This window comes from Pseudomonas edaphica (assembly GCF_965277385.1).
Lineage (GTDB): Bacteria > Pseudomonadota > Gammaproteobacteria > Pseudomonadales > Pseudomonadaceae > Aquipseudomonas > Aquipseudomonas edaphica.
This window is the reverse complement of the sequence record NZ_OZ255725.1, coordinates 6,420,428-6,443,849: the sequence shown is the minus strand read 5'-3', so window position 1 is coordinate 6,443,849 and position 23,422 is coordinate 6,420,428. Positions and strand designations below refer to the sequence as shown.

12 protein-coding genes are annotated in these 23,422 nt (G+C 57.2%); 7 read left to right on the top strand and 5 right to left on the bottom strand.

All coding sequences use genetic code 11. The annotated features are described in order from the left end of the window. The gene (locus ACQY47_RS29275; protein WP_428554251.1) at window positions 1-2,214 is read right to left on the bottom strand and encodes a hypothetical protein; all 2,214 of its coding nucleotides are present in this window, start codon (window positions 2,212-2,214) and stop codon (window positions 1-3) included. A gap of 212 nt (window positions 2,215-2,426) precedes the next feature. After that, on the bottom strand, window positions 2,427-4,124 hold the full coding sequence (locus ACQY47_RS29270; protein ID WP_169985934.1) for a hypothetical protein: 1,698 nt from the start codon (window positions 4,122-4,124) through the stop codon (window positions 2,427-2,429). A 324-nt stretch (window positions 4,125-4,448) separates the two neighbouring features. Here ACQY47_RS29270 and mexE point away from each other — a divergent pair, with 324 nt between their 5' ends. The 3 genes from mexE to ACQY47_RS29255 are packed head-to-tail and all read left to right on the top strand — an operon-like array spanning window position 4,449 to window position 10,297. After that, window positions 4,449-5,690 carry a multidrug efflux RND transporter periplasmic adaptor subunit MexE gene (gene mexE / locus ACQY47_RS29265; RefSeq protein WP_176992254.1) on the top strand — a complete coding sequence of 414 codons (1,242 nt, stop codon included), beginning with the start codon at window positions 4,449-4,451 and terminating at the stop codon, window positions 5,688-5,690. A gap of 15 nt (window positions 5,691-5,705) precedes the next feature. Continuing rightward, complete coding sequence (locus ACQY47_RS29260; protein WP_017135542.1) at window positions 5,706-8,885, top strand: efflux RND transporter permease subunit; 3,180 nt, start codon at window positions 5,706-5,708, stop codon at window positions 8,883-8,885. Next, window positions 8,882-10,297 carry an efflux transporter outer membrane subunit gene (locus ACQY47_RS29255; protein ID WP_099549834.1) on the top strand — a complete coding sequence of 472 codons (1,416 nt, stop codon included), beginning with the start codon at window positions 8,882-8,884 and terminating at the stop codon, window positions 10,295-10,297. Before ACQY47_RS29260 ends, ACQY47_RS29255 begins: the two co-directional genes overlap by 4 nt. A gap of 199 nt (window positions 10,298-10,496) precedes the next feature. On the opposite strand, the gene ACQY47_RS29250 is transcribed toward ACQY47_RS29255, so the two are convergent. Further along, window positions 10,497-13,934 carry a hypothetical protein gene (locus ACQY47_RS29250; RefSeq protein ID WP_428554245.1) on the bottom strand — a complete coding sequence of 1,146 codons (3,438 nt, stop codon included), beginning with the start codon at window positions 13,932-13,934 and terminating at the stop codon, window positions 10,497-10,499. A gap of 131 nt (window positions 13,935-14,065) precedes the next feature. Continuing rightward, window positions 14,066-15,085: an AraC family transcriptional regulator gene (locus tag ACQY47_RS29245; RefSeq protein ID WP_017135539.1), complete on the bottom strand. Its 1,020-nt coding sequence runs from the start codon at window positions 15,083-15,085 to the stop codon at window positions 14,066-14,068. 167 nt (window positions 15,086-15,252) lie between these two features. On the opposite strand from ACQY47_RS29245, the gene efeU reads away from it, so the two are divergent. Genes efeU through efeO (ACQY47_RS29225) form a run of 4 tightly spaced genes read left to right on the top strand, consistent with a single transcriptional unit; the run spans window position 15,253 to window position 19,486 of the window. Further along, the gene (gene efeU / locus ACQY47_RS29240; protein WP_099549836.1) at window positions 15,253-16,098 is read left to right on the top strand and encodes an iron uptake transporter permease EfeU; all 846 of its coding nucleotides are present in this window, start codon (window positions 15,253-15,255) and stop codon (window positions 16,096-16,098) included. Window positions 16,099-16,108: 10 nt separating this feature from the next. Continuing rightward, complete coding sequence (gene efeO, locus ACQY47_RS29235) at window positions 16,109-17,311, top strand: iron uptake system protein EfeO (protein ID WP_428554241.1); 1,203 nt, start codon at window positions 16,109-16,111, stop codon at window positions 17,309-17,311. A 14-nt stretch (window positions 17,312-17,325) separates the two neighbouring features. Further along, entirely contained in the window at window positions 17,326-18,642 is a 1,317-nt protein-coding gene (gene efeB / locus ACQY47_RS29230) for an iron uptake transporter deferrochelatase/peroxidase subunit (RefSeq protein WP_428554238.1), read from the top strand. Between the two features lie 25 nt (window positions 18,643-18,667). Beyond that, entirely contained in the window at window positions 18,668-19,486 is an 819-nt protein-coding gene (gene efeO, locus ACQY47_RS29225) for an iron uptake system protein EfeO (protein WP_017135535.1), read from the top strand. A gap of 58 nt (window positions 19,487-19,544) precedes the next feature. Here the strand turns inward: efeO (ACQY47_RS29225) and ACQY47_RS29220 are convergent, their stop codons facing one another. Further along, a complete protein-coding gene (locus tag ACQY47_RS29220; protein ID WP_428554234.1) occupies window positions 19,545-23,396 on the bottom strand; it encodes a hypothetical protein in 3,852 nt (1,283 codons plus the stop codon). Between the last annotated feature and the right edge of the window lie 26 nt (window positions 23,397-23,422).

Sequence of the window (23,422 nt, the reverse complement as noted above, 5' to 3'; positions counted from 1 at the left end):
CTAATAAGCACTTTTAAGCGAGCGTTTTCTCTTTGAAAGTTCGCCTTGGATCGAAGCTATACGCGCTGCAGACTCGGTGCTTTCGAGGAAGGTGAACAATGCGATTAACGGCACAGACTCCATAGACATAAGCGTCACTAAACGCTCGAAGGTTACTTTTTCAAATTTATTCGCTGCAATACAAATCTCTTGCCACAACCGAACCGAGTTATGTTCGGAGTTATCGATAAAATAATCCAAAGCGGCGGAATGATGCCCCTCGCCAAAACCAAACTTTTCGACCATCGAGACTATTTCATTTTCGACAGCAGAGGAATCATCAGTCAGCGCTTGTGCCGCGTGTAGATTCAGAAGTAGCCTGAGGTGCATTCTAACGCCGGAAATAAAGCTTCGACGTCTATCCGGGTCATCGCTCATGTCTCCCGTCACCCGGTCTTCAAAAACATGCACCAGCTTTGAACGCTGCCCCTTCGGCAAATATTGATACATCCCGTCCCAACTTAACTCATCGAAGGCAGCCGGATCCTCGCGCTCATTACACTTCTTTTTGAGACGCATGTTAAGAACTGAAAAATAACTCTTTACCAGCACCTCGGCCAGCAACCGGGGATACACAGACTTGCTGCCTTGTGTAAAGAAAGATGTATTCAACACCCAAAAAAGAACAAGCCATTCTCCAAAGGGGGCTTCACCAAGTTCTCGACGACCGTTGCCCAATCTAAACTTAACAACTTTCAATAACGCCTCAACATTATTGGGCAGCAACTGAACGGACGCCCCCGACACGTCGGTGTATCGAATTGACATTATCGCTCTATTCAAAGACGGCAGGTAAGTATCCTGGAGTAATTTGCCGCGGGATGAGCTGCCCAGCTCGCCTTCTACGACGCTCACAATCGCCTCGCAAGCGTTCTCTAATGCTATTATTACCAGCGACTCGCTTAAGTAGAGGGCGTAGGAATCAACATATATTTCAAGCGTTTGAGTCCATAGCAGATCCTGCCATATTTTATCATAGGCAATCTTCGTCGAATTCAGCTGGCGAATTCGTTTGATATGCCAATAAATCTTGACCAGACCTATATGATTGACTGGAAAATAAGAGAGCAACATGCACAAGTATTTAATATCTGTTGCAGACTCCAGCAGCATTCCTGTCAATCTTGGCAGGTCCGGTGCATGCTCAAGCAAGGCTTTGGTCAAGGGAAAGCTGGTCTCCTCCGCGTACTGGTTATTCTCACTGCGAATAACTGTGCCAACCAGACTCCCGCTTATTCCTGCACCGCTATGATGTCCCCATTGCGTAACACTGCTCCACCATTGGGCCTTTTCAAACAATGAGTCAATCTTTCTTGCCGGATCCAGTGCGTCCTTGATTAATCCCAGCTCCAACTGATCGGGGTACTTGCGCTGGCCTGCCTCATCGCTACAGGCAATAGCGCGCACGCCACGTCGGGCCAGTACAACATCCGTGGCGCATACGGACCAATCATCACTGAGTGACGTATCTTCCAACAGGTAGGCTACACCCGCCTCAAGAAACTCATGTTCGTCGATCCGGGGCCGTTTATCATCGTCTATTTCAAAGATAAAGTTCCAACCTGAGACCAGCTTCATTTTGTTGGTAAATTCCGCAAACGCGCCCTCGACGGTATTTGACGCTCGCAGCAACCTCCAGACCTCAGCCCCAACGCTCTGAACTTCACATGTCTCAATCGACAGTACGAGGTGCTCCGCGTGTCGTTTAAAGTATTGCTCCAGCAACATCAACTCATTGGCGGTCACGGTGCTGTGAGCAATGCGCAACCGGGGCGTCAGCATTCCATCCCACCCGCCTTGTATATCATTCAGAAACTGTATTCCGTTAAGCTGACACCTTAATCGTGCCGGCATCTCTGAGTCGACTTCCATGGGACTCAATACCTGAAGACAACCATTCGGAAAACTGATCGCCCTCGCCGCCTCCAAAACTTCTAAGTCAGTAGAGTAGGCTAGATAGAATTCGCCACCGTCTTCGGTCAGCCAGGGCTGTCGCCCCTCGAGCAGCCCTATTACTGTTACCCGATTCAATAGAGGCGGGTAAATTTCAGACGCTACGATCAGCGCGGCTATCCGCTGATGTCCATCACTTGAAACTTGACGGCTGGGCGGCTGATCGCGTTCATAAAGAGATAGCTTCCGTTCCAGGTCTTTAATCAGCTCGTACGATCTCATCTCTGCATTCCAAATCTGTCTGTGCCCTATAAGAGTGTTCACCCTGTCCGATCAAGACATGAAGCCACACTCACGAATTATCCATTTAACAATGAGGCTTCACTTATCGCTTTCACGCTTTCGTTTACGAAACGGCCGTTTGCTAATCCCGGCATTTAATTGCGCTGTTAACTCGCCTGGTTATCGTTGAAAAGCAGATCTTCGATGCCTTTTCACATTTCGAGGTCAAAGCCCTCCCGGCCTAAGTCCTTTTTTGATGTTTTACCCATTGACCTATCCAGGTCCGGCCGCCGGTATTGATGACGCAAGCGTTGCTTGAGCTCAAGCGTAAAGGGCTCATCTTCAATAGCCAACAGATAAAGGCGCAGCGGAAGCCCACCAATCTCCCCACTGCCCAGGACACGCATGGCATCATCGACGGTATCGAAAGTTTCTCCAATGCCGGAGGCCGGATCACACAGGCCAAAGCTGATGAAACTGGCCCAGTCCCAACCACTGGTACGTACATCCAAGTTAAGCGAGGGCGCGCTTGGGTCCCGCTTGCTCTCAATGATCAACTGGTGCAGCGCTTTCGCAGAACTCACCGTCGGCACGGGCGAGTCAAACCGCAGCTCGGGTGATTCATGATAGAACAGGTAATAACCACCCCGGGGTAATCTGGAAAGCTTGGGCAACTGCCCCTTTTGACTGCCTATGTTGGCCTCCCAATCCTTTGCGCGCTTAGCTTGTAAGAGCACGGCTTTGCGACAGACCAAACCACCAATATTTAGAGAGATAATCACACCTAGATCGGCGCCCACGTGCGTTTCTTCTGGCGTGTTAGCCAATTGCAGCATGCCCAGATAGGACTGGGACATAGGATAACCAAAGAGAGGGATATATTTGGAAGCCCAATCCGTCAGCCAATGTTCAACACATTGGCTGAACCGACCGTTCAGTGGGTCTTCCATTGATACAACACTGTCCAGTACATCCGCCATTTGCTGTTGGCACTGAAACATCGCCCAGTAGATCGACCAAAGCACGTCATTGGAAAAAACCTCAGGCGAAGCAGCCAGCCTGGTAAGTAATTGCCATTGATCTGCGGTATGTAGGCCGCTCAGCAACTGGTCTGCGTAAACGGCCTTTAAATTGGCGGCCGCCAGCTTGGCGCAAGCCTCGACGATCGCAGGAAAACTACCCGTGACGGACACACCGTAATGCACAGAGTAGGCACGTTTGCGAAGGTCCAGAGCCTGACGATGCAGCCTCTCGTAAACGGTGTCATCCGGTCGTTTTTGAAATATCAAGTGCGCCAGGTATTTGCTCGCCAAGTGCACATTGCCCTGGCGTATCAGTTTATTAGCCCGTTCCAAGTGCTCACCGAAATCAGCTGCCAGCCAGCCTTGACCACAGGCTGCGTGCAAGGCATGAGCCGCATCGTTGGCAAAACCACTCAGCGCAATATGCACTTGAGTGAGTTTGTGCATTTTTACTTTCAGTTCGGTTTGTTTTTCGCGCTGCTCGGTGACATGAAGGTTATGTGCGAGTATCTGACTGTCACGTAACACCTTGGTGTCTGGCTCATCGTATGCACGGACGATGTCTTCATGCTCATTTTTGGCATTGTTCAGCTGGCTCAATGCCGCATGGGTATCGAAAGGACTCAGTACCCAGCCAAGGCCGTACCCCTCTTTTTTACACGCATCGTAGTGCTGCTGGTGTTTACTCTCACGCTGCTGGGTTGGCGACAATGCAATACTGCGCTCCTTCACGCCATCACGCAGTTTCAGCTCATCAATCTGAGCAATCTGTGCTCGGGTCTGAGTCATGGATTCGGAGCATTCGCCGAGCGTTTTGGAGAGAAATTCGGATAAGTCACGACCTAACGCAGCGACTGTGAGACGGCTTCTGAATTGGAGCGTGGTCATTAATGACTTCCTGGTCAACTAGCAAGAACGATTGAACTGGCCTTCGCACGATGGCACTCATGGGCGGATTTTGCCGTGGCTAAGGCCCGGGTCACAAGCGTCCTGACCTTTATAGAGAAAGACTCATCGAGCTCATTGCAGTGCATGCAACAGTCTTTTGTCATCACGCCCATTGATAGCTCCCTAACGAAAACGCCATTCTAGAGGGCTCGCCTCTCGCTTATATCATTCCGAATGATAGTTACCTTTGTTTCATTCGATTCGTGACATAGCACCTCGCCGCGCATGATCCGCCCATCTCAAATACATTGGCGGATGCACCTCATGGAACAGTCACTCAAACACTTGCGCTTCCCCTTGGCGATTTTGGCCGTTGTGGTGATGAGCGCCTGCGGTAAGACCCCGGATCAAGCGGCTGCCATGCCCCCCGCGAAAATCAGTGTGGCCAAGGTGCTGGAACAGCCGGTCAACGAGTGGGATGAATTCACCGGTCGCCTGGAAGCCCCGGAAACCGTGCAGATTCGTCCGCGCGTGTCCGGCCAGATCGACCAGGTGGCCTTCACCGAAGGCGCCCTGGTGAAGAAAGGCGACCTGCTGTTCCAGATCGATCCGCGCCCGTTCCAGGCTGAGGTGCGCCGCCTCGAAGCCCAGCTCGCACAAACCAAAGCCGCCGCCAGCCGCAGCGATAACGAAGCGCAACGCGGCGAGCGTCTGCGTCAGAGCAATGCGATCTCCGCTGAACTGGCTGACTCGCGCACCACCGCCGCCCAGGAAGCTCGCGCCGCTGTCGCCGGGATCCAGGCGCAGTTGGACCTGGCCAAGCTGAACCTGAGTTTCACCCGCGTGACCTCGCCGATCAGTGGCCGCGTCAGCCGTGCGGAAATCACCGCCGGCAACCTGGTGACCGCCGACACCACGCCGCTGACCAGCGTGGTCTCTACCGACAAGGTTTACGCCTACTTCGACGCCGACGAGCGCGTGTACCTCAAATACACCGAGCTGGCTCGTGAAGGCCGCCGTGGCGCGACCACTCCTGTGTACCTGGGCCTGTCCAACGAAACCGGCAACCCGCACCTGGGCCAGATGAACTTCGTCGACAACCAGGTCAACCCGGCCACTGGCACCATCCGTGGTCGCGCCGTGTTCGATAACAGCAAGGGCGAATACACCCCGGGCCTGTATGCCCGCTTGAAGTTGGTCGGCAGCGGCACCTACTCCGCCGTGCTGATCAACGACGAAGCGGTGGGCACCGACCTTGGCAAGAAGTTCGTGCTGGTGATGGACGGCGACAAGCCGGCTTATCGCTCGGTGGAACTGGGGCCGAAGATCGAAGGCCTGCGCATCGTGCGCAGCGGTTTGAACAAGGACGACACCATCGTCGTGAAGGGCTTGCAGCGCATTCGTCCGGGTTCGCCGGTTGCGCCGGAAACGATCCCGATGGCCAGCAAGGAAACCCTCGCCGCCTTGGCACAACAACGACAAGCGCTTGAAGCCAGCAACCTGGAACAAGTGGCGCCGGATAAAGCCGCGCCCAAGCTCGCAGCCGTCGCGACTCCACGCGGTTAAGGGATACAACTCAAGATGAATTTTTCCAAGTTCTTCATTTCGCGGCCGATCTTCGCAGCGGTGCTGTCGCTGTTGATTTTGATCGCCGGTGCGATCTCGCTGTTCCAACTGCCGATCAGCGAATACCCGGAAGTGGTGCCGCCCACCGTTGTGGTACGTGCCAACTTCCCGGGCGCCAACCCCAAAGTCATCGGTGAAACCGTGGCCGCTCCGTTGGAGCAAGCCATTACCGGCGTCGAGAACATGCTGTACATGTCCTCGCAGTCGACTGCCGATGGCAAGCTGACCCTGACCATCACTTTCGCCCTGGGCACCGACCTGGATAACGCGCAGGTGCAGGTGCAGAACCGTGTGACGCGCACGCAGCCCAAGCTGCCTGAGGAAGTGACGCGCATCGGTATTACGGTCGACAAGGCTTCCCCTGACCTGACCATGGTTGTGCACTTGACCTCGCCGGACAAGCGTTACGACATGCTCTACCTGTCCAACTATGCCTTGCTCAACGTAAAGGATGAGTTGGCGCGTCTGGGCGGTGTGGGTGACGTGCAGTTGTTCGGCATGGGCGACTACTCCCTGCGTGTATGGCTGGACCCGAACAAAACCGCTTCGCGCAACCTGACCGCCACCGATGTGGTCAACGCGATTCGTGAGCAGAACCGTCAAGTGGCCGCCGGTGCCCTGGGTGCGCAACCTGCACCGAATGCCACCAGCTTCCAGTTGTCGGTGAACACTCAGGGCCGCCTGGTGACGGAGGAGGAGTTCGAGAACATCATTATCCGCTCCGGCGCCAACGGTGAAATCACCCGCCTTAAAGACATTGCACGGGTAGAGCTGGGTTCCAGCCAGTATGCGCTGCGCTCGTTGCTCAACAACCAGCCGGCGGTGGCGATCCCGATCTTCCAGCGCCCAGGTTCCAACGCCATCGAGATCTCCAACGAAGTACGCGCCAAGATGGCGGAGCTGAAAAAGAGCTTCCCGGAAGGCATGGATTTCAGCATCGTCTATGACCCTACCATCTTCGTGCGTGGCTCTATCGAGGCGGTGGTTCACACCCTGTTCGAAGCACTGATTCTGGTGGTGCTGGTGGTGATCCTGTTCCTGCAAACCTGGCGCGCCTCGATTATTCCATTGGTGGCGGTGCCGGTATCGTTGATCGGTACCTTTGCGGTGATGCACTTGTTTGGCTTCTCGCTCAACGCACTGTCGCTGTTCGGCCTGGTACTGGCCATCGGTATCGTGGTGGACGACGCCATCGTGGTGGTGGAGAACGTCGAGCGAAATATCGAGTTGGGACTCGAACCGTTCCCGGCCACCGAAAAGGCCATGAGCGAAGTAACCGGCCCGATCATCGCGACCGCGTTGGTGCTGTGTGCGGTGTTCATTCCAGCGGCCTTTATCAGCGGCTTGACCGGTCAGTTCTATAAGCAGTTCGCGTTGACCATTGCCATTTCCACGGTGATCTCGGCATTCAACTCGCTGACCTTGTCCCCTGCCCTGGCCGCCGTGTTGCTGCGCAGCCATGACGCGCCGAAGGATCGCTTCTCCAAGGTGCTCGACAAGCTGTTGGGTGGCTGGTTGTTCCGCCCATTCAACCGCTTCTTCGAGAAAGCCAGCCATGGTTATGTGGGCACCGTACGCCGGGTGATTCGCGGCAGTGGTATCGCGCTGTTCCTGTACGCCGGCCTGATGGTCCTGACCTGGCTGGGCTTTGCCCACACGCCAACCGGTTTCGTACCGGCCCAGGACAAGCAATACCTGGTGGCTTTTGCGCAATTGCCGGACGCCGCGAGCCTGGACCGTACCGAAGACGTGATCAAGCGCATGTCCGACATCGCGCTGAAACAACCCGGCGTGGAAGCCGCCGTCGCCTTCCCGGGCCTGTCGATCAACGGCTTCACCAACAGCCCGAACAGCGGCATCGTGTTCGTGACCTTGAAGCCCTTCGATGAGCGTAAAGACCCGAGCATGTCCGCTGGCGCAATTGCCGGTGCATTGAACGGCAAATACAGCAGCATCGAGGAAGCCTACATGGCGATCTTCCCACCGCCGCCGGTACAGGGCCTGGGTACGATCGGCGGGTTCCGCCTGCAAATCGAAGACCGTGGCAACCTGGGTTACGACGAGCTGTACAAGGAAGTGCAGAACATCATCACCAAGAGCCGTACCACGCCTGAATTGTTCGGCCTGTTCACCAGCTACACGGTCAACGTACCGCAGGTCGATGCTGCCATCGACCGCGAAAAAGCCAAGACCCACGGCGTGGCGATCAGCGACATCTTCGACACCCTGCAGATCTACCTGGGTTCGTTGTATGCCAACGACTTCAACCGCTTTGGCCGTACTTACCAGGTCAACGTGCAGGCAGACCAGCAGTTCCGCCTGGATGAAGACCAGATCGGCCAGCTGAAAGTGCGTAACAACAAGGGCGAGATGATCCCTCTGGCGACCTTTATCAAGGTCAGCGACACCTCGGGGCCGGACCGCGTGATGCACTACAACGGCTTTATCACCGCCGAAATCAACGGCAACGCCGCACCGGGCTACAGCTCCGGCCAGGCTCAGGCGGCGATTGAGAAACTGCTCAAAGATGAACTGCCCAACGGCATGACCTACGAGTGGACCGACCTGACCTATCAGCAAATCCTCTCGGGCAATACCGCGCTGTTCGTGTTCCCGCTCTGCGTACTGCTGGCGTTCCTGGTGCTCGCCGCCCAATACGAAAGCTGGAGCCTGCCACTGGCGGTGATCCTGATCGTACCGATGACCCTGCTGTCGGCCATCACCGGGGTGATTATCTCCGGTGGCGACAACAACATCTTCACCCAGATCGGCCTGATCGTATTGGTGGGCCTGGCGTGTAAGAACGCGATTCTGATCGTCGAGTTTGCCAAGGATAAACAGCAGGAAGGTCTCGATCCGCTGGCCGCGGTACTGGAAGCTTGCCGCTTGCGTCTGCGGCCGATCCTGATGACCTCGTTCGCCTTCATCATGGGTGTGGTGCCTCTGGTGTTGTCCAGCGGTGCCGGTGCCGAGATGCGTCATGCCATGGGTGTGGCGGTGTTCTCCGGGATGATCGGGGTGACCTTCTTCGGTCTGTTGCTGACCCCAGTGTTCTACGTACTGATCCGTCGTTATGTGGAGCGCGGCGAAGCACGCAAAGCGGCCAAGGCCTTGAAGCTGGAGACACAGCAATGAGCGTGAAAGTATTTTTGCCGAGCTTGCTGGTACTGGCGCTGAGCGCCTGTGCCGTAGGCCCGGACTACAAAACCGAAAAATTGGAGGCGGCCAATATCACGGCCGCCGCCGACACCAAAAGCTATGACCACGCCAAGTACGAAGGCATCTGGTGGCAGCAGTTCGAGGACCCGACCCTCAACCAACTGGTCACCCAGTCGTTGAGCGGTAACCGCGACCTGCGTGTGGCGTTCGCCCGTCTGCGGGCGGCACGCGCCATCCGTGATGACGTGGCCACCGACATCATGCCGGTCGTCACCTCTCGCGCCAGCAGCGACGTGGGCAAAGGCCAGATCCCGGGCCAGACCACCAAACGCGTCAACAGCGAGCGCTACGACCTGGGCCTGGACATGGCCTGGGAAGTCGACTTGTTCGGCCGCATCCGTCGCAACCTGGAAGCCAGCGATGCGGACCAACAGGTCGCCGAAGCCGACCTGTACCAACTGCAAGTCACCATGATTGCCGAACTGGTAGACGCCTACGGCCAACTGCGCGGCGCTCAATTGCGTGAACGCATTGCTCTGGACAACCTGAAGAACCAGCAGGAATCGCGCACCATTACCGTGAGCCTGCGTGATGCCGGTGTGGGCGATCAGCTCGATGTAGAACGCGCCGACGCACGCCTGGCCGCCGTTGAAGCCAGCGTGCCGCAACTGCAAGCCGAGCAAGTGCGCGAGCGTAACCGCATCGCCACCCTCCTCGGCCAGCGCCCCGACAAGCTGAGCGTGGACCTGAGCCCCAAAGACCTGCCGGCGATTGCCAAGGCCTTGCCGATCGGCGACCCCGGCCAGTTGCTGCAACGTCGCCCGGACATTCTCAGCGCCGAACGCAAACTGGCAGCCGCCACCGCGCGTATCGGCGTGGCCAAGGCCGACCTGTTCCCTCGGGTCAGCCTCAGCGGCTTCCTCGGCTTTACCGCCGGGCGCGGTTCGCAGATCGGTTCGGCTGCCGCCAATGCCTGGTCGCTTGGCCCTAGCATCACCTGGGCCGCCTTTGACCTGGGCAGCGTGCGCGCACGGTTGCGCGGTGCGAATGCCGAGGCTGATGGCGCCCTGGCGACCTACGAGCAGCAAGTGTTGCTGGCGTTGGAAGAATCGGAGAATGCCTTCAGTGATTACGGCAAACGCCAGCAGCGCCTGGTCTCGCTGATTCGTCAGAGTGAATCCAGCCGTGCTGCCGCTGACCTCGCCGCTATTCGTTATCGCGAAGGCACCGTGGACTTCCTGGTGCTGCTCGATGCGCAACGTGAGCGCTTGGCGGCTGAAGACTCCCAGGCCCAGGCCGAAGTGGATCTGTATCGCGGTATTGTCGCGATCTACAAGGCCCTGGGTGGTGGCTGGCAGCCGGACACGGTCGTCGCCAGCAGCAAGTGATGTAAAGAGCTCCTTTGGTTGGTCGCATCCAGCCAATTTTTAGCCCTGCGGCTCATTCGGTCGCGGGGCTTTTTTTGCTGATGATTTGAGGTGAGACTTTACGGCTCGGTCGTGCAGGAGGGCGACAGTTGTCGGGGGGGGGCGGAGAATCGGGGTTAAACCAGCGAGAGATGAGCATCCCTGCTCGAAACAACAGTCGTTACGTTTTAGAGACGATTCTGCCTTCAGACGCCTCGGGCGGTGATTGCTGGGAATAATCTATCGTGCCGTTAACCGTATTTGGCAATCCGATATTTCCCACTAAGTTAGTGACCTCTTTGCCCGTACGCTCACGTGGCGATAACCTGATTAATTTCTCGGTTTTTTTGCTACCACACGCCAGTTTTCTGAAATGAGAGAGTCCTTTCCCTAATGATTTAGGGACGTTCACCCCCACGCTTCTGACGCCCATTGCGGTGAGACGAAACAAGGATTTCGCCGTGCCGGCCACTGCCCCCGGTAGATTAAACATCGACAGCACTGCTTTACCCGCAACGGCTAACTTGGCAGCTATCGACCCTGCCTTTGCGACCGCGCTGACGGCACTGGCGGCCACAAACAGAGCACCTACAATTTCCAAGCCCAGCCCAATAGCGCCCACGGCAACTCGACGGCGATCGCCTGAGGCGAGCTCTTCGATATTGCCTTTGAACGGAATCAGGGTATTGATGACGAAATTATCGATGGCATCCAAACGCTGCTGAACGGCTTCGTTATACGTCGTACCTGCAGCTTGCTTCATCAGCAGCAAGGGGTCGACGAGCAAATTTTCCAGTTGCAGCGCTCTAAGAATTTCAGCCGTTCGTGTCGATGAATAGGTATTGGGCAAGCCCGCTGAAGCGTCCTGACGCTTAGGCGGCGCGGGAAAGTGCGCGACGACCTCAATGTCAACCGGCAACGTCGGGGTAAGACGCCGGCGCATGATTTTCCCGAAGGAATCGGTACCCGAATCACTCATAAACGTCATGGCATCGACCAGCTCCGGGCGTTCTGCGTAACGGTTAGTGCCGGGGAGAAGCTCATAACACTTGGCGCCCAACGCATCTCTGAGAAATAGAATAGGCCCGACTTTCTGCTGAGCCTCTTCTTGACTGAGGTCACCCTCCTGGGTCGAAGCGCCATAGATGGTGACCTCTCCAAACTCCAACCTTCGCCTGTCTTCAACAGGCAATTCGCTCATCAACATTTTCGTGGCAATGACTTGATAGTTTTCCAAACTTGTAATGCCCTGCATGACGGGCAACAGAAACACGCTTTCGATAGGCTTCAACTTTACAAGTTGACGCTTCAATGCCTCAAAGGCTGTTTTATCTGAAGGGTTGATGAAGCTCCATTCTGTCGTGTTTATATTTTCAGCCGTCAATTCGCCTGACAAGTATAAATCCTTGATTGAGCATGGCCCCGCTGCAAGCCCAAGGAGATTGGTATTAGGTTTCCACACATTGATGACTGAGTTCGCAATATTGCTCAAGGGTATGGAGTTAACAACTGACGAACTGGGGTTGAACAATACCGTGTTTTTACTAAAGAACTCATTCTGGCCAGGGCAAACACGCTCCAACTCCTGCTCACCTACCTGCGTACGGGCTTTAAGTAATGAGTTGGCGTTATCAAGGCTGGCGGCCATTAGCTCACTGTCGTTCACGCGCTCATTGTAAGCAATTAACGCGGCATTCAGCGCCGTGGGTGAGTAATCATCCTCATCGATCACTCCACCTTGGGCCACGGCCCAATCGTATATCGGCCCGGCACAGTGCATTGCTTCCAATTGTTCGTGCTCAGGCGAGATCGGCTTCAGAAAGGCACGCGAGCCAAGTTGTTCTGCACTCATCAGGCGCGAACTGCCTTGGGATGCCATTTCCACCAGTGCCGTTTGAACGCGCAGGCTGACAAGTGGCAACGACCCGACACGTACAGTATCCGCGCCCTTCACCAGAAACTCGGGGGCGACGGTCGACAACAATGCATGCGTGACCAGTATGGCTTGCTCGATGGGCAGTTTTTTTTCTCTGGCGAGGTGTTGTTCAAGCTCAGTACGCACCTCGAACAGGGTTTTCCCTGTGTTCGATGCCGAGTACAGGTTATAGCCGCCGATATGATTACGGTGCGTACCCAGTGTTGGATCAATGACCAGCAGATCACGGGTCACGATCAACTGTTTGCGATAGCTTGGCGAAGCTTTTCCGGACGCCTCTGAGGGGTCGTCTTTGAGTGCAGCAAGAATGGGTTCGCAGCGCCGCAGTCCTGCGCCTTGAGTCAACGCTTGGCCAATGAGTTCGTCGGCATTCTGGCGGATGTATTCCGGGCTCTGGCCTGCCCAGGGTTTGGGTGAGCAATCAAGCAGTGTCAACTGTGGCGGTGTGCTGGTGCCGGGTGCTGACCGGCGCACTCTGGTACGTTGCTCCTCGGTCAGGGAATCAGGTGATTGCTGATCTTCCAGAAAATTACGGGCATAGCTGCCAAGTGGTGGCGCTGGTGGTAGCGGGTTGAGTTTCCAGTTCAAAATATTGCGCAAGTCGCCGGCAGTCATGATGGCCGGTAATTCGCTCGACGTTGCAAACCGAAGCAATTGCCATAGATCGCCGACTGATTGTGGTCTGATTATTTGTCCGGTTGCTTCAGATTGCTGAATGGCACTGTCGAGCAGTTGCGCAAGCGTGGGATGGGCCAGAACTTGCTCCGTCACGTTACGCCACGGTCCAGATGTGCCATTGGCGCTGACCATAAGCTGCCCATTCTCCAGCCGAACCTGGGCATTCACACCTAAGTTTTTCGCGCTCAAGATGGGCGCCATCAAGGGTTCACGCATCAAGCGCTTCACTATTCTGAGCCCCGAGCGATTGGCAATGCCAAGTGACGACCCCGGTGCAATGGCCTGGGAAATCGCTCTGAGGTCGATGTCCTCGTTGTCTGGTTTGTCCTTGAGCTTACTGAGCAGCGTATTTATCAATGCGCTTTCATTTTCTACATCCATGAACTCACGCTCTGCCAGCTTGCGCATTTCAGGTGACCGCAGGGGGTCTTGCTCCACAGGTTTTACCGGAAAACCGTTGGCTTTGAGAGCGTCGGCATCGTGACTGTTGAGGGGCCAACGAACGCCGTAGAACGCCGCAATCTCAGCGGGCAAAAGCCTGGTTCCGGGGTTGCTCAGGCCATTTGCTTGCGGATCAAGCATGGCAGCACTGGCAATCACCTGCCGTCCGATCGGCCACCAACCGCTGCCATCAGACGGGGTAAATGTAGTGATTTTGCCGGTATCTTGCGCTTGTACCGTCAGGGTGGACCCTACTATGTGAAACCTAGGCATCACGAAATTTTGCGCCCTTACCCAAGCCTGCAGGGACGGCGCGTTCCACGCGTCAACAAAATGGCCCATCCATTTGCCAATCGACGTCTCTGGCGACAAATCTTGAAAGCGCCAATCGTCTTGGTGCCCGCTACTCAGCAGGGTGGCCAGTTCAGCGTCAGCGGTTGGTTTAACGGCAATCGCCAGCTTGTCCGTTTGGCCGGTTGACGTCGCCAGGTTCAGCTCACCGGGTGACGGATTTGATTGGTGTGAGAGCGCACTGTTGCCTGTATCAACACGGGATAAGCTCATTAGACGTACTCCAGAGAAAGGAGCCTAATAATCTGTGAGCCGCCCCTTCGAAACGGATCGGCTTATTCTGAAGCGCAGTGCAACAAGTGTATGTACACATTACCTCCTGCTAATCAACGCATGAGCCTGCGTCACAAAGACGGCAACGCGTCACTCAGAATCAGGCTGCGGTAGTGCCCTGGGTTTGAGCCGGACCATTTGCGGAAGGCTTTGTAGAATGAGCTGACATCAGCAAAACCAAGGCGCACGGCAATTTCAACAAAACTGATATCGGCCTCGGCAAGCCAGACAATCGCCAGTTCCTTGCGCACGCTATCCTTGAGCCCCTGATAAGTCTGCCCTTCATCTGCCAGGCGGCGACGCAAGGTTGACGCCGATATACACAGGTTGGCCGCCAAGCCTTCGGTTTCGGGCCAGGTATTGGCAGGCATATGGCGCAGATCATTTTTGATGCGATTGGCCAGGCTCGCCGGGTCGCGGTACTTGACCAGTATGTTGGCCGGCGCATGCGCCAGAAACCGCTTGAGTTCTTCCGGGCTACGCTTGATCGGCAGGTCGAGACAGTCGGCAGAAAAGATCATGCGCGTGCGTGGCCGATCAAAGCGCAGGTTGTCGGAGAACATCACGCGGTAGTCATCACAGAATTGCGGCTGCGGGCAACGCAGCTCAATGGCGAGTATCGGAATCCGCCGACCCGCCAGCCAACAGGCCACGCCGTGGACGATCATCCAATAGGTAAAATAGGTAAACGCGCGTTTGGGTTCGGGTTCGAGCAAGACGATTTCTGCCAGGCTCTGTTGGCGCACCAGCTGTGCAGGCATCTGCTCGAACATCAGCGACAAAAAACCCAGGCCGGTTTCCAGGCCGGCATCCAGGCTCGGTTGCGCCATCGCGGCGCGGCACAGGAACGCCAGGCTGCCGGACTTGAGTTGGCGCGGGTCCATGCCAAAAAACTCGTCGTCCATGCGCCGCGCCAGCAAGCGCCACAGGCGTGCGTAGGCCGTGGCGGGCACGCGAGCGTCGGGCTGCTCGAGCAGCGCCGGGTCTATCCCGACCTTGCTCAAGGCTTCAACCGTGGCCGTGCCGGGCGCGCAGCTCTGCAGCAAGGCTTCGCGCACAAGATGGATAGAGATGGTGTCTTTTTCCGCCATGGGAATCGGGCTATTCAATGCTGCAAAAGATGGGATGCATCATAAGGGCGGTTGCGATTCGCCACCACCGTTCAGCCGCAGTTCAGCAAAGGTCAATATTGGCTGTTTAGTAATGAGTATCATTATGTTACAAATTAGCATCCTATCCAGCCTTGATGCGGTGCCGAATGCTCGTTCCCTTTCTAATCATGCTGCGCGAAGGCATTGAAGCCGCATTGATCGTTGGCATTATTGCCAGTTACCTGCAACAGACCGGCCGTGGCCAGTGGATGCCCGCCGTGTGGATCGGCGTGTTCCTGGCCGCTGCGTTGGCCCTGCTGGTTGGTGGCGGCCTGGAACTGGTCAGTGCGGAGTTCCCGCAGAAACAACAGGAATTGTTCGAAGGTATCGTCGGCCTGGTAGCCGTCGGCATCCTCAGCTCCATGGTGTTCTGGATGCGCAAAGTGGCGCGCTCCATCAAGCATTCCCTGCACGAATCCCTGGATCATGCACTGGCCGGCTCCAAGCACCAAGTCATCGCGCTGATCGCCATGGTGTTCTTTGCCGTGGCCCGTGAAGGTCTGGAAACCGTGTTCTTCCTGCTCGCCGTGTTCCAGCAAAGCGAAGGTCCGGGCGCCCCGATTGGCGCCCTGCTCGGCTTGATCCTGGCGATTATCGTCGGCTTCCTGATCTACACCGGCAGCATGCGCCTGAACCTCGGCGCGTTTTTCCGCTGGACCGGCCTATTCATCCTGGTGGTGGCCGCCGGCATTCTTGCCAACTCGGTGCAGGCGCTGCATGAAGCCGGGGTGTGGAACCACCTGCAAACCGTGTTGTTCGACTTCAGCGCCGTGCTGCCGATGGACAGCCCGTTGGGTTCGGTGCTCGCCGGGATGTTCGGCTACCAGGAAGCGCCGACCGTGAGCACCCTGGGTGCCTATCTGATTTATCTGGTGGTGGCGCTGGTGATGTTCTTCCTGCCCTCGGCCCCTGCCAAGCCTGTCGCCAAACCTTCTTCCGTTTCCAGCCATTAAGGACCGTCTCTTGTCCAACCCAACCCTTCAACCGGCACCGCCGTCGCGCGCCCTGCGCTGGGCAGTGGCCGGCTCGGTAGTGGTGATGATCGCCGCCGGTGCGCTGTTTTATTACGCCGCGCAATTGGCTGCCGCCAAGCGTCAGACCAACCACAATGAAATCGCCGTGACGATTCACGCTCACGCTTGCGAGCCGAATGAAATCAGCGTGCCCGCCGGGCGCGCGAGTTTTCGCATCATCAACCGCTCCGACCGCGCGGTGGAATGGGAAATCCTCGACGGCGTGCTGGTGATTGAAGAACGCGAAAATATCGCGCCGGGCCTAAGCCAGGTGATCAACGCCAACCTGTTGCCCGGCGACTATGCGATCACCTGCGGCTTGCTGAGCAACCCGCGCGGCACGCTGCATGTGACCCCGACCGCCGAGTCCGACGCCCAGGCCAAGGCCAAACCGTCGATGGTGGCGTTTATCGGCCCGCTGTCGGAGTTCCGGGTATACCTGAGCGGCCAAGGCAGTGCGCTGGTCAAGGCCGTGACCGCGCTGCAGCAAGCCATTGCCGCCGATGACCTGGCCCAGGCGCAGGCGCTGTATGTGCCGGCACGTGAAGCGTATCAGCGCCTGGCTCCCGCCGCGCAACGTCTGGCCGAGCTGGACAACGCGATCAACGCCCGCGCCGATTACTTCGAAAAACGCGAGCAAGACCCTGCGTTCAGCGGCTTCCACCGCCTCGAATACAGCCTGTTCCAGCAGCGCAGCCTCGATGGCCTCGGCCCGATCGCCGAGCGCCTGGTCACTGACGTCACCACCCTCAAGCAACAGCTGCTTGCGCAATCACTGCCGCCGGAACAACTGGTCAGCATTGTGGTGCGCAACCTCAACAGCCTGGCGGATGTGCGTGCCGCCAGCGGTGAAGAGGAACGCTACAGCCATATCGACTTGAGCGGTTTTTCCGCCAACCTGGAGGCTGCCCGCAAGGTGGTCGACCTGATGCGCCCATTGCTGACCAAATCGGCGGCGGACCTGTTGCCAAAAATAGACAGCGCGCTCGCTGCCTTCGATGCCCAACTCAACAGTTTTAAAGTTGACGGCCAGTACAGCCGCTACGACAGCGTCACGGCCGATCAGCGCAAGCAGATCGCCGACAAGGCCAAGGCTCTGGCCGTTGCACTCGATGGAATCGACCCCGCCCTTGGCCTTTCCGGCCTGCAGTGAAGACGACCTAATACATGAGTGATTCAGAACAGTTTTCCGCACACTTTTCAGCACAGCGCCGCCGTGTCCTGCTGGGCATGGCCGCCACCGGCGCCGCGATTGCCGGCAGCACCCTGACCTGCCCGGCCATGGCCGCTGCGGCCGAACAAGTCACCACTGCACCGCGCAGTGACAAGACCCAGGACCACCACGAGTTTTTCGGCCAGCACCAGACCGGCATCGTCACCCCGCGCCCGGCCTGCGGCATGCTCGTCGCCTTCGACGTGCTGGCCAGTGACCGCGAAGACCTGGAGCGCCTGTTCCGCACCTTGAATGAGCGCATTGCGTTTCTGATGACCGGCGGCACCGTGCCGCAAGTCGACCCGAAACTGCCGCCCACCGACTCCGGAATCCTCGGCCCGGTGGTCACGCCGGATAACCTGACCATCACCGTCTCGGTCGGCGAGTCGTTGTTTGATGAGCGCTTCGGCCTGGCGGCAGCCAAACCCAAGCGCCTGAGCCGCATGGTCGGCTTCCCCAACGATGCGCTGGAACCCGCGCAGTGTCACGGCGACCTGAGCCTGCAATTCAGCTCGAACACCCCGGACACCAATATCCACGCCCTGCGCGACATCGTGAAGAACCTGCCCGACCTGCTGCTGGTGCGCTGGAAACAGGAAGGCAGCGTGCCGCCCCAGGCACCGGCCAAACCCGGTGAACCGGCGCAGAGCGCACGCAACTTCCTCGGTTTCCGTGACGGCTCGGCCAACCCGAACTCCAACGATGCCAAGGCGATGGACCAGATCGTCTGGGTGCAGCCCGGCAGCGACGAACCGGCGTGGGCCGCCCACGGCAGCTACCAGGCCGTGCGCATCATCCGCAACTTCGTCGAGCGTTGGGACCGCACGCCGCTGCAGGAACAGGAAAGCATCATCGGCCGTATCAAACCGACTGGCGCGCCCATGGATGGCGACAAAGAAACCCAAGTACCTGACTACAGCAAAGACCCGGAAGGCAAGTTGACCAAGCTCGATGCGCACATCCGCCTGGCCAACCCGCGCACCCCGCAGACACAGGCCAACCTGATCCTGCGTCGGCCGTTCAACTACTCCAACGGCGTCAACAAAAACGGTCAGCTGGACATGGGGCTGTTGTTCATCTGCTACCAGGCTGACCTGGAGAAAGGCTTTATCAGTGTGCAAACCCGGCTCAACGGCGAGCCCCTGGAGGAATACCTCAAGCCGGTTGGCGGCGGGTACTTCTTCACCTTGCCTGGGGTGACGGGGCCTAAGGACTTCCTTGGCCGCACGCTGCTCGCTGCAACGCACTCTCAAACCACTGCCAAGACCTAAAACAAACCCAGAGCGGAAAAGCCCCATGAAGAAGTCGACTATCGCGTTGTCGTTGCTAATGACCCTTTCACCGTTGGCAGCCTTCGCCGCCACCGCGCCTCTGGACCTGGTAGGCCCGGTGTCGGACTACAAGATCTACGTCACCGAAGAAATCGGCGAATTGGTCACCCAGACCAAGGCGTTCACCGATGCCATCAACAAAGGCGACCTGGCCACCGCGCAGAAGCTCTACGCACCGACCCGCGTGCACTATGAGTCCATCGAGCCGATCGCCGAGCTGTTCAGCGACCTCGACGCTTCGATCGACTCGCGTGTTGACGACCACGAGAAAGGCGTGACCGCTGAAGACTTCACCGGTTTCCACCGCATCGAATACGTGCTGTTCTCCGAAAAGACCACCAAAGGTCTGGAAGCGCTGACCGCCAAACTCAACACCGACGTCAACGACCTCAAAACCCGCGTGGATGGCCTGACCTTCCCGCCGGAAAAAGTCGTCGGCGGCGCAGCAGCACTGTTGGAAGAAGTGGCTGCCACCAAGATCTCCGGTGAAGAAGACCGTTACAGCCACACCGACCTGTATGACTTCCAGGGCAACATCGACGGCGCGAAGAAAATCGTCGACCTGTTCCGTGGCCAGATCGAGAAGCAGGACAAAGTCTTCCTGGCCAAAGTCGACAAGAACTTTGCCGCCGTGGACAAGATCCTGGCCAAGTACAAAACCAAGGACGGCGGTTATGAGACCTACGACAAGGTCAAGGAAACCGACCGCAAGGCCCTGGTGGGCCCGGTCAACACCTTGGCTGAGGACCTGTCGACCTTGCGCGGCAAGTTGGGTCTGAACTGATTAAAAGCCCCGAGCCATGCATTCATACCGCAAGGCACGGCTCGGGGCTTATCGGTGCTTAGTTCACCGCTGCGTCGGGCTTGAAGTCTTCAATTGGCGCTCCAGTGGGTGTCTGAGTTACCGGATCAATCGCATACCATTTAGTGTCTATTTGTACCGCATATGTCGGGCAGCTTCGACTCACGCCCAGCTGGCTTCCTGGGTAAACACCGCTCGCCTGCCGTGGGGCTAACGCGTCATACGCCCCAAGCCCCCAACGGCATTTCTCAAAGGCGGTGGTCGTCAGAAAAAAGCCTGGCCCCACACAAACCAATTCGCCTCTGAGCACCTGCCTGGCCGCCCCCAGGGCTTTGGGGCCAATCCTGAGCACATCAAAAACCCCGTCCAGCGGGTTGAACAAACCGCGCAACGTTTTCGATCCGCCCTTCAGCGCGATCATCGTAAACGCACGACTGCCGAACGGCACAACCGTTTTGAACCCACTGAAAAAGCCACGTAACCCACCGGTAAACGCAAAGGAAGCAAAGTCGATCACCAGCCCCTTCAGGCCTGCGCCAATGTTGCCGTCGGCGATATCGGCAATCGCCCCCACAAATGGGATAAGGCTTAATACCATCCTGAGGTTTTCACGGGTAAAGACCTTTCCGGAATCAAACGGATAACTGCGTCTTCTCTGTAGCTTTGTCGGCGCGTTGGCGTATTCCAACAGCGTCTCGCGCTTCACATCGAACGTAGCGTTGACGATGGCCTTGGCTATATCGTTGGTTTTTTTCGACGCCCAACTGTTAGGCACAGCACCTGGCGTGCTGCTGGCCCACCTCGACGAACTCTGCCCCGGCAACGTCTCTCCGAACTTTTCGATAATGGCCTTGGTTCGCACGCCGGGGCGCAGCTCGCTGCCTGTCTGATAGGCCTGAAGGTCAAAATCTACTTGTGTTGCCTTGCGATAGTCCGCAGGTACATTGGCAAAAGGACCATACGGGACCGTCCCCTTTTCAATCACCCCGTCCAACTTTAACGTAGAGAACAGCAAGTTACGCTTGCACACTTTCATGGACCCCGGGAACATTTCGAGACAGCTATAACCTCCCTCAGGCCCCTTGTTTTTGTAGCGCAACAACACACCCTGTTTGGCCCTCTTTTCGACCACCTTCGAGTCGCTCCCCTGATCCTGGGCCAGGGATTCCCCGGTTTCCTCACGCAACGTGAAAATCTCCACATCGCCGGACTCCAACCCTGTGCGTACATCCAGCGGTGCATTGGCGATCATCAGTTTGATCACCGTTTCCTGCGCGCGACGACTGTCGGCCAGGTATTGGTCCACTGCCGGCGCTACCAGCGGCTTGATACGTGGAAGCTTCTTGATTCTTTCTTCAAAGGTTTCCGGGGAGATAGTGGGGTGCGTGAATGCGTATTTCTTCTCGCCAAAAAGTCGCGTATTCACCCACTTCTGAGCCACGAAAAAAGGGTCCTCCTCAGGTTCTCCGGCAAGGATCAACTCGGTCAACAACGGGGTACGTGTTTCCAGGTGGCCCTCGTTTCTGGCGTCATACGGTTTGTTGGTCACCAGCGTCAACTTGATCTTGGCGATCTCATCCCGCGTCATTTCGGGAAACAACAGAACCAATTGATTAATCAACAGGCTCGTCTGCGAAGGTGGCTCACTTGTCAGGCTCTGGAAGGCCGCGACAGTACTGCTCTGGCGGTCAGCAAACGCTTGCGCGGCCGCCCGATAATCCCCTGCGGAATAAGTCCCATCGCTGGTTTTGGGAAACACACCGGCCATCACCGCCCAATCCAACAGAGGCGCAGCCCCCAGGCATTTGGTCAGCGTCTCGTGCTCCGGCCCCATGGGTTCGAGTCGGTTAAGGGCTTGCGCCTCTGAGATGTTCAATGCGCGCGAACTGCCTGCCCCACTGAGTTTTTCCGCCATGGCGCAACCCAGGCGCAGGCTCATCCAAGCGGTCGAGCCCACGCTGACTTGGCCAGGAGACAGCTTGAGCGCCTCAGGTGCCTGTGGCGATAACCCAGGATCCGGTTTGATCAGAAACTCGGGGGCCGCCTGTGCCAACAACATATGGGCGATCAAGGGCGCGGTATTGACGTCGGCACCCTTTTTTCTCAATAGGCCTTCAATGTCAGCACGTACTTCGTCCAAGGTACGACCAAGGTTGTTGGGCTGATAAATGTCGTAGCCCGCAACCATCCCAGGCTTGCCAGGCATCTGTGCATTGACGCTGGCCTTGATGGCGGCCGCCAGGAGTTGATGGCGGGTAGCCTTTGACAGCTGTTTGTCGCCGGTAACCTCAGCCATATTCAACTGCTGCGCCAATGCCTGAGCCTCGATGATCGCCTCGTGCGAGTCGAAAAACTGCTGCAGTTGCAGGTCAGGGTCGCGGGGCAAATTTGTCCGGGCCATATGGCTGGCGAACAGTTCGGACACCGAGCCAGGCCCGCTGGACGCTGCCTTCAACACGTTCAGGTCAGCGGGCGACAGCGCGCCAGGGGCCCATGTATAAGGTGACAAACGGGCATAGTCACCCTGCGTTGGCGCGGGTGGCAGCTTGGCGGTCAGCCAGCCGATGGCCGAATAGATCTGCGTAACCGTTTCGGGGCTTCCCAGCCCGGAAAACGCCAGTACTTGCCGCACGTCATAAAGGGCCTGGGAGTACAGGACATTCCCGGTCGCCTTGCTCATCTCTACCAGTTGATGGAGGTCGTTATTGAGCGCGTGGATAGCGGCTTTTTCGGCCGGGTTGCCACCTATCGAAACGTTGTAGATCTCTTGGTCAAGAAAGACTTGAACACTGATCCATTGATTGGCCGAGTCACGTATCTCAAGGCTTCCATTGGATATCCTGTAAACGCTCTCAGCAGCACCCAGACCGGACCTCTCGATGAAAGCCTTGAACGCCGGCCTGCCCAGCCACTCAACAAAACGTTCACGGGGCGCATGACTTTTGTGTGCCAGCGTCGATTCAGGATAAACGGTGGCGTACTGCGCGCTCAGAGTGGGCGTATCACCCTCCCCACGATCCTTGACCAACCCTCGCAACTGAGAGGTCAGGTGCGTTCGCACATCAATGTCACTGTTGTGCTGCATGAGCTGCTCATACTGCCGGCGCCACTGGTCGCGATGCTGGTCGGATATCGGCGGCCAGCCGTGTTTTTTCAGGCGTTTCCCAAGCGCCTTTGCATCTATTTGAGGGGCCGGATATTCCACACCGTAGAATTCAAGCACCGCATTAAAATCGCGAAATTTGACCGTGTGCTGGCCCGGCAGCAATACACCCATATCACTCGGCTTCAACTGCTTCACCGCCGCACTCACTTTCGCGCTGACCTCCCACCAGCCGGAGCCGTCGGTGGTCGTGAAGGTTCGCGCGACTGTTTTGCCGTCAACCACCACTGAGCCTTCGACCCTGTCGCTGAAAACAAGCGCAGTTGATAGATCCAGGCCTTTGGATGTGAGCCAGGCCTGCACCTGTGGCTCGTTCACCGCCTCAGTGTAGGCATCAATGAAGGGCCTTATCGAGGCACCTGGCGGAAACGGGTCGGCGTTCAGTTTGTGGGTAGTCAGCAGATGAGTGAGGGTTTTCTGCAGGCTGCTGTCGGCTTTTTTTGCTTGCGCCAATGCGGGATAAACCGCTGTTTTGCGCTCAGCGTCGGGGGCGTGCGCGCCACTTTCAGACGCAACCTCGCGCGTCTTGCGTACCGATGCGGGTTCAAACTTGAATTGCGTCAGCTGTCCGCGTACCGGGCGGGGTGCGCCTGCAGGCGGCCCGTTTTCAATCATTGGCAAAACAGCGGGGTCAGGCGTTGCAGGCTTTACAGCAGTGGGGAGCTGCATCTGAGACAGGTGGGGATGACTGACAACTGTAACGCTACCCTTGGCAAGGCTTGTCGACATTCAAAAATTCTCTCTACCGGTTGGGT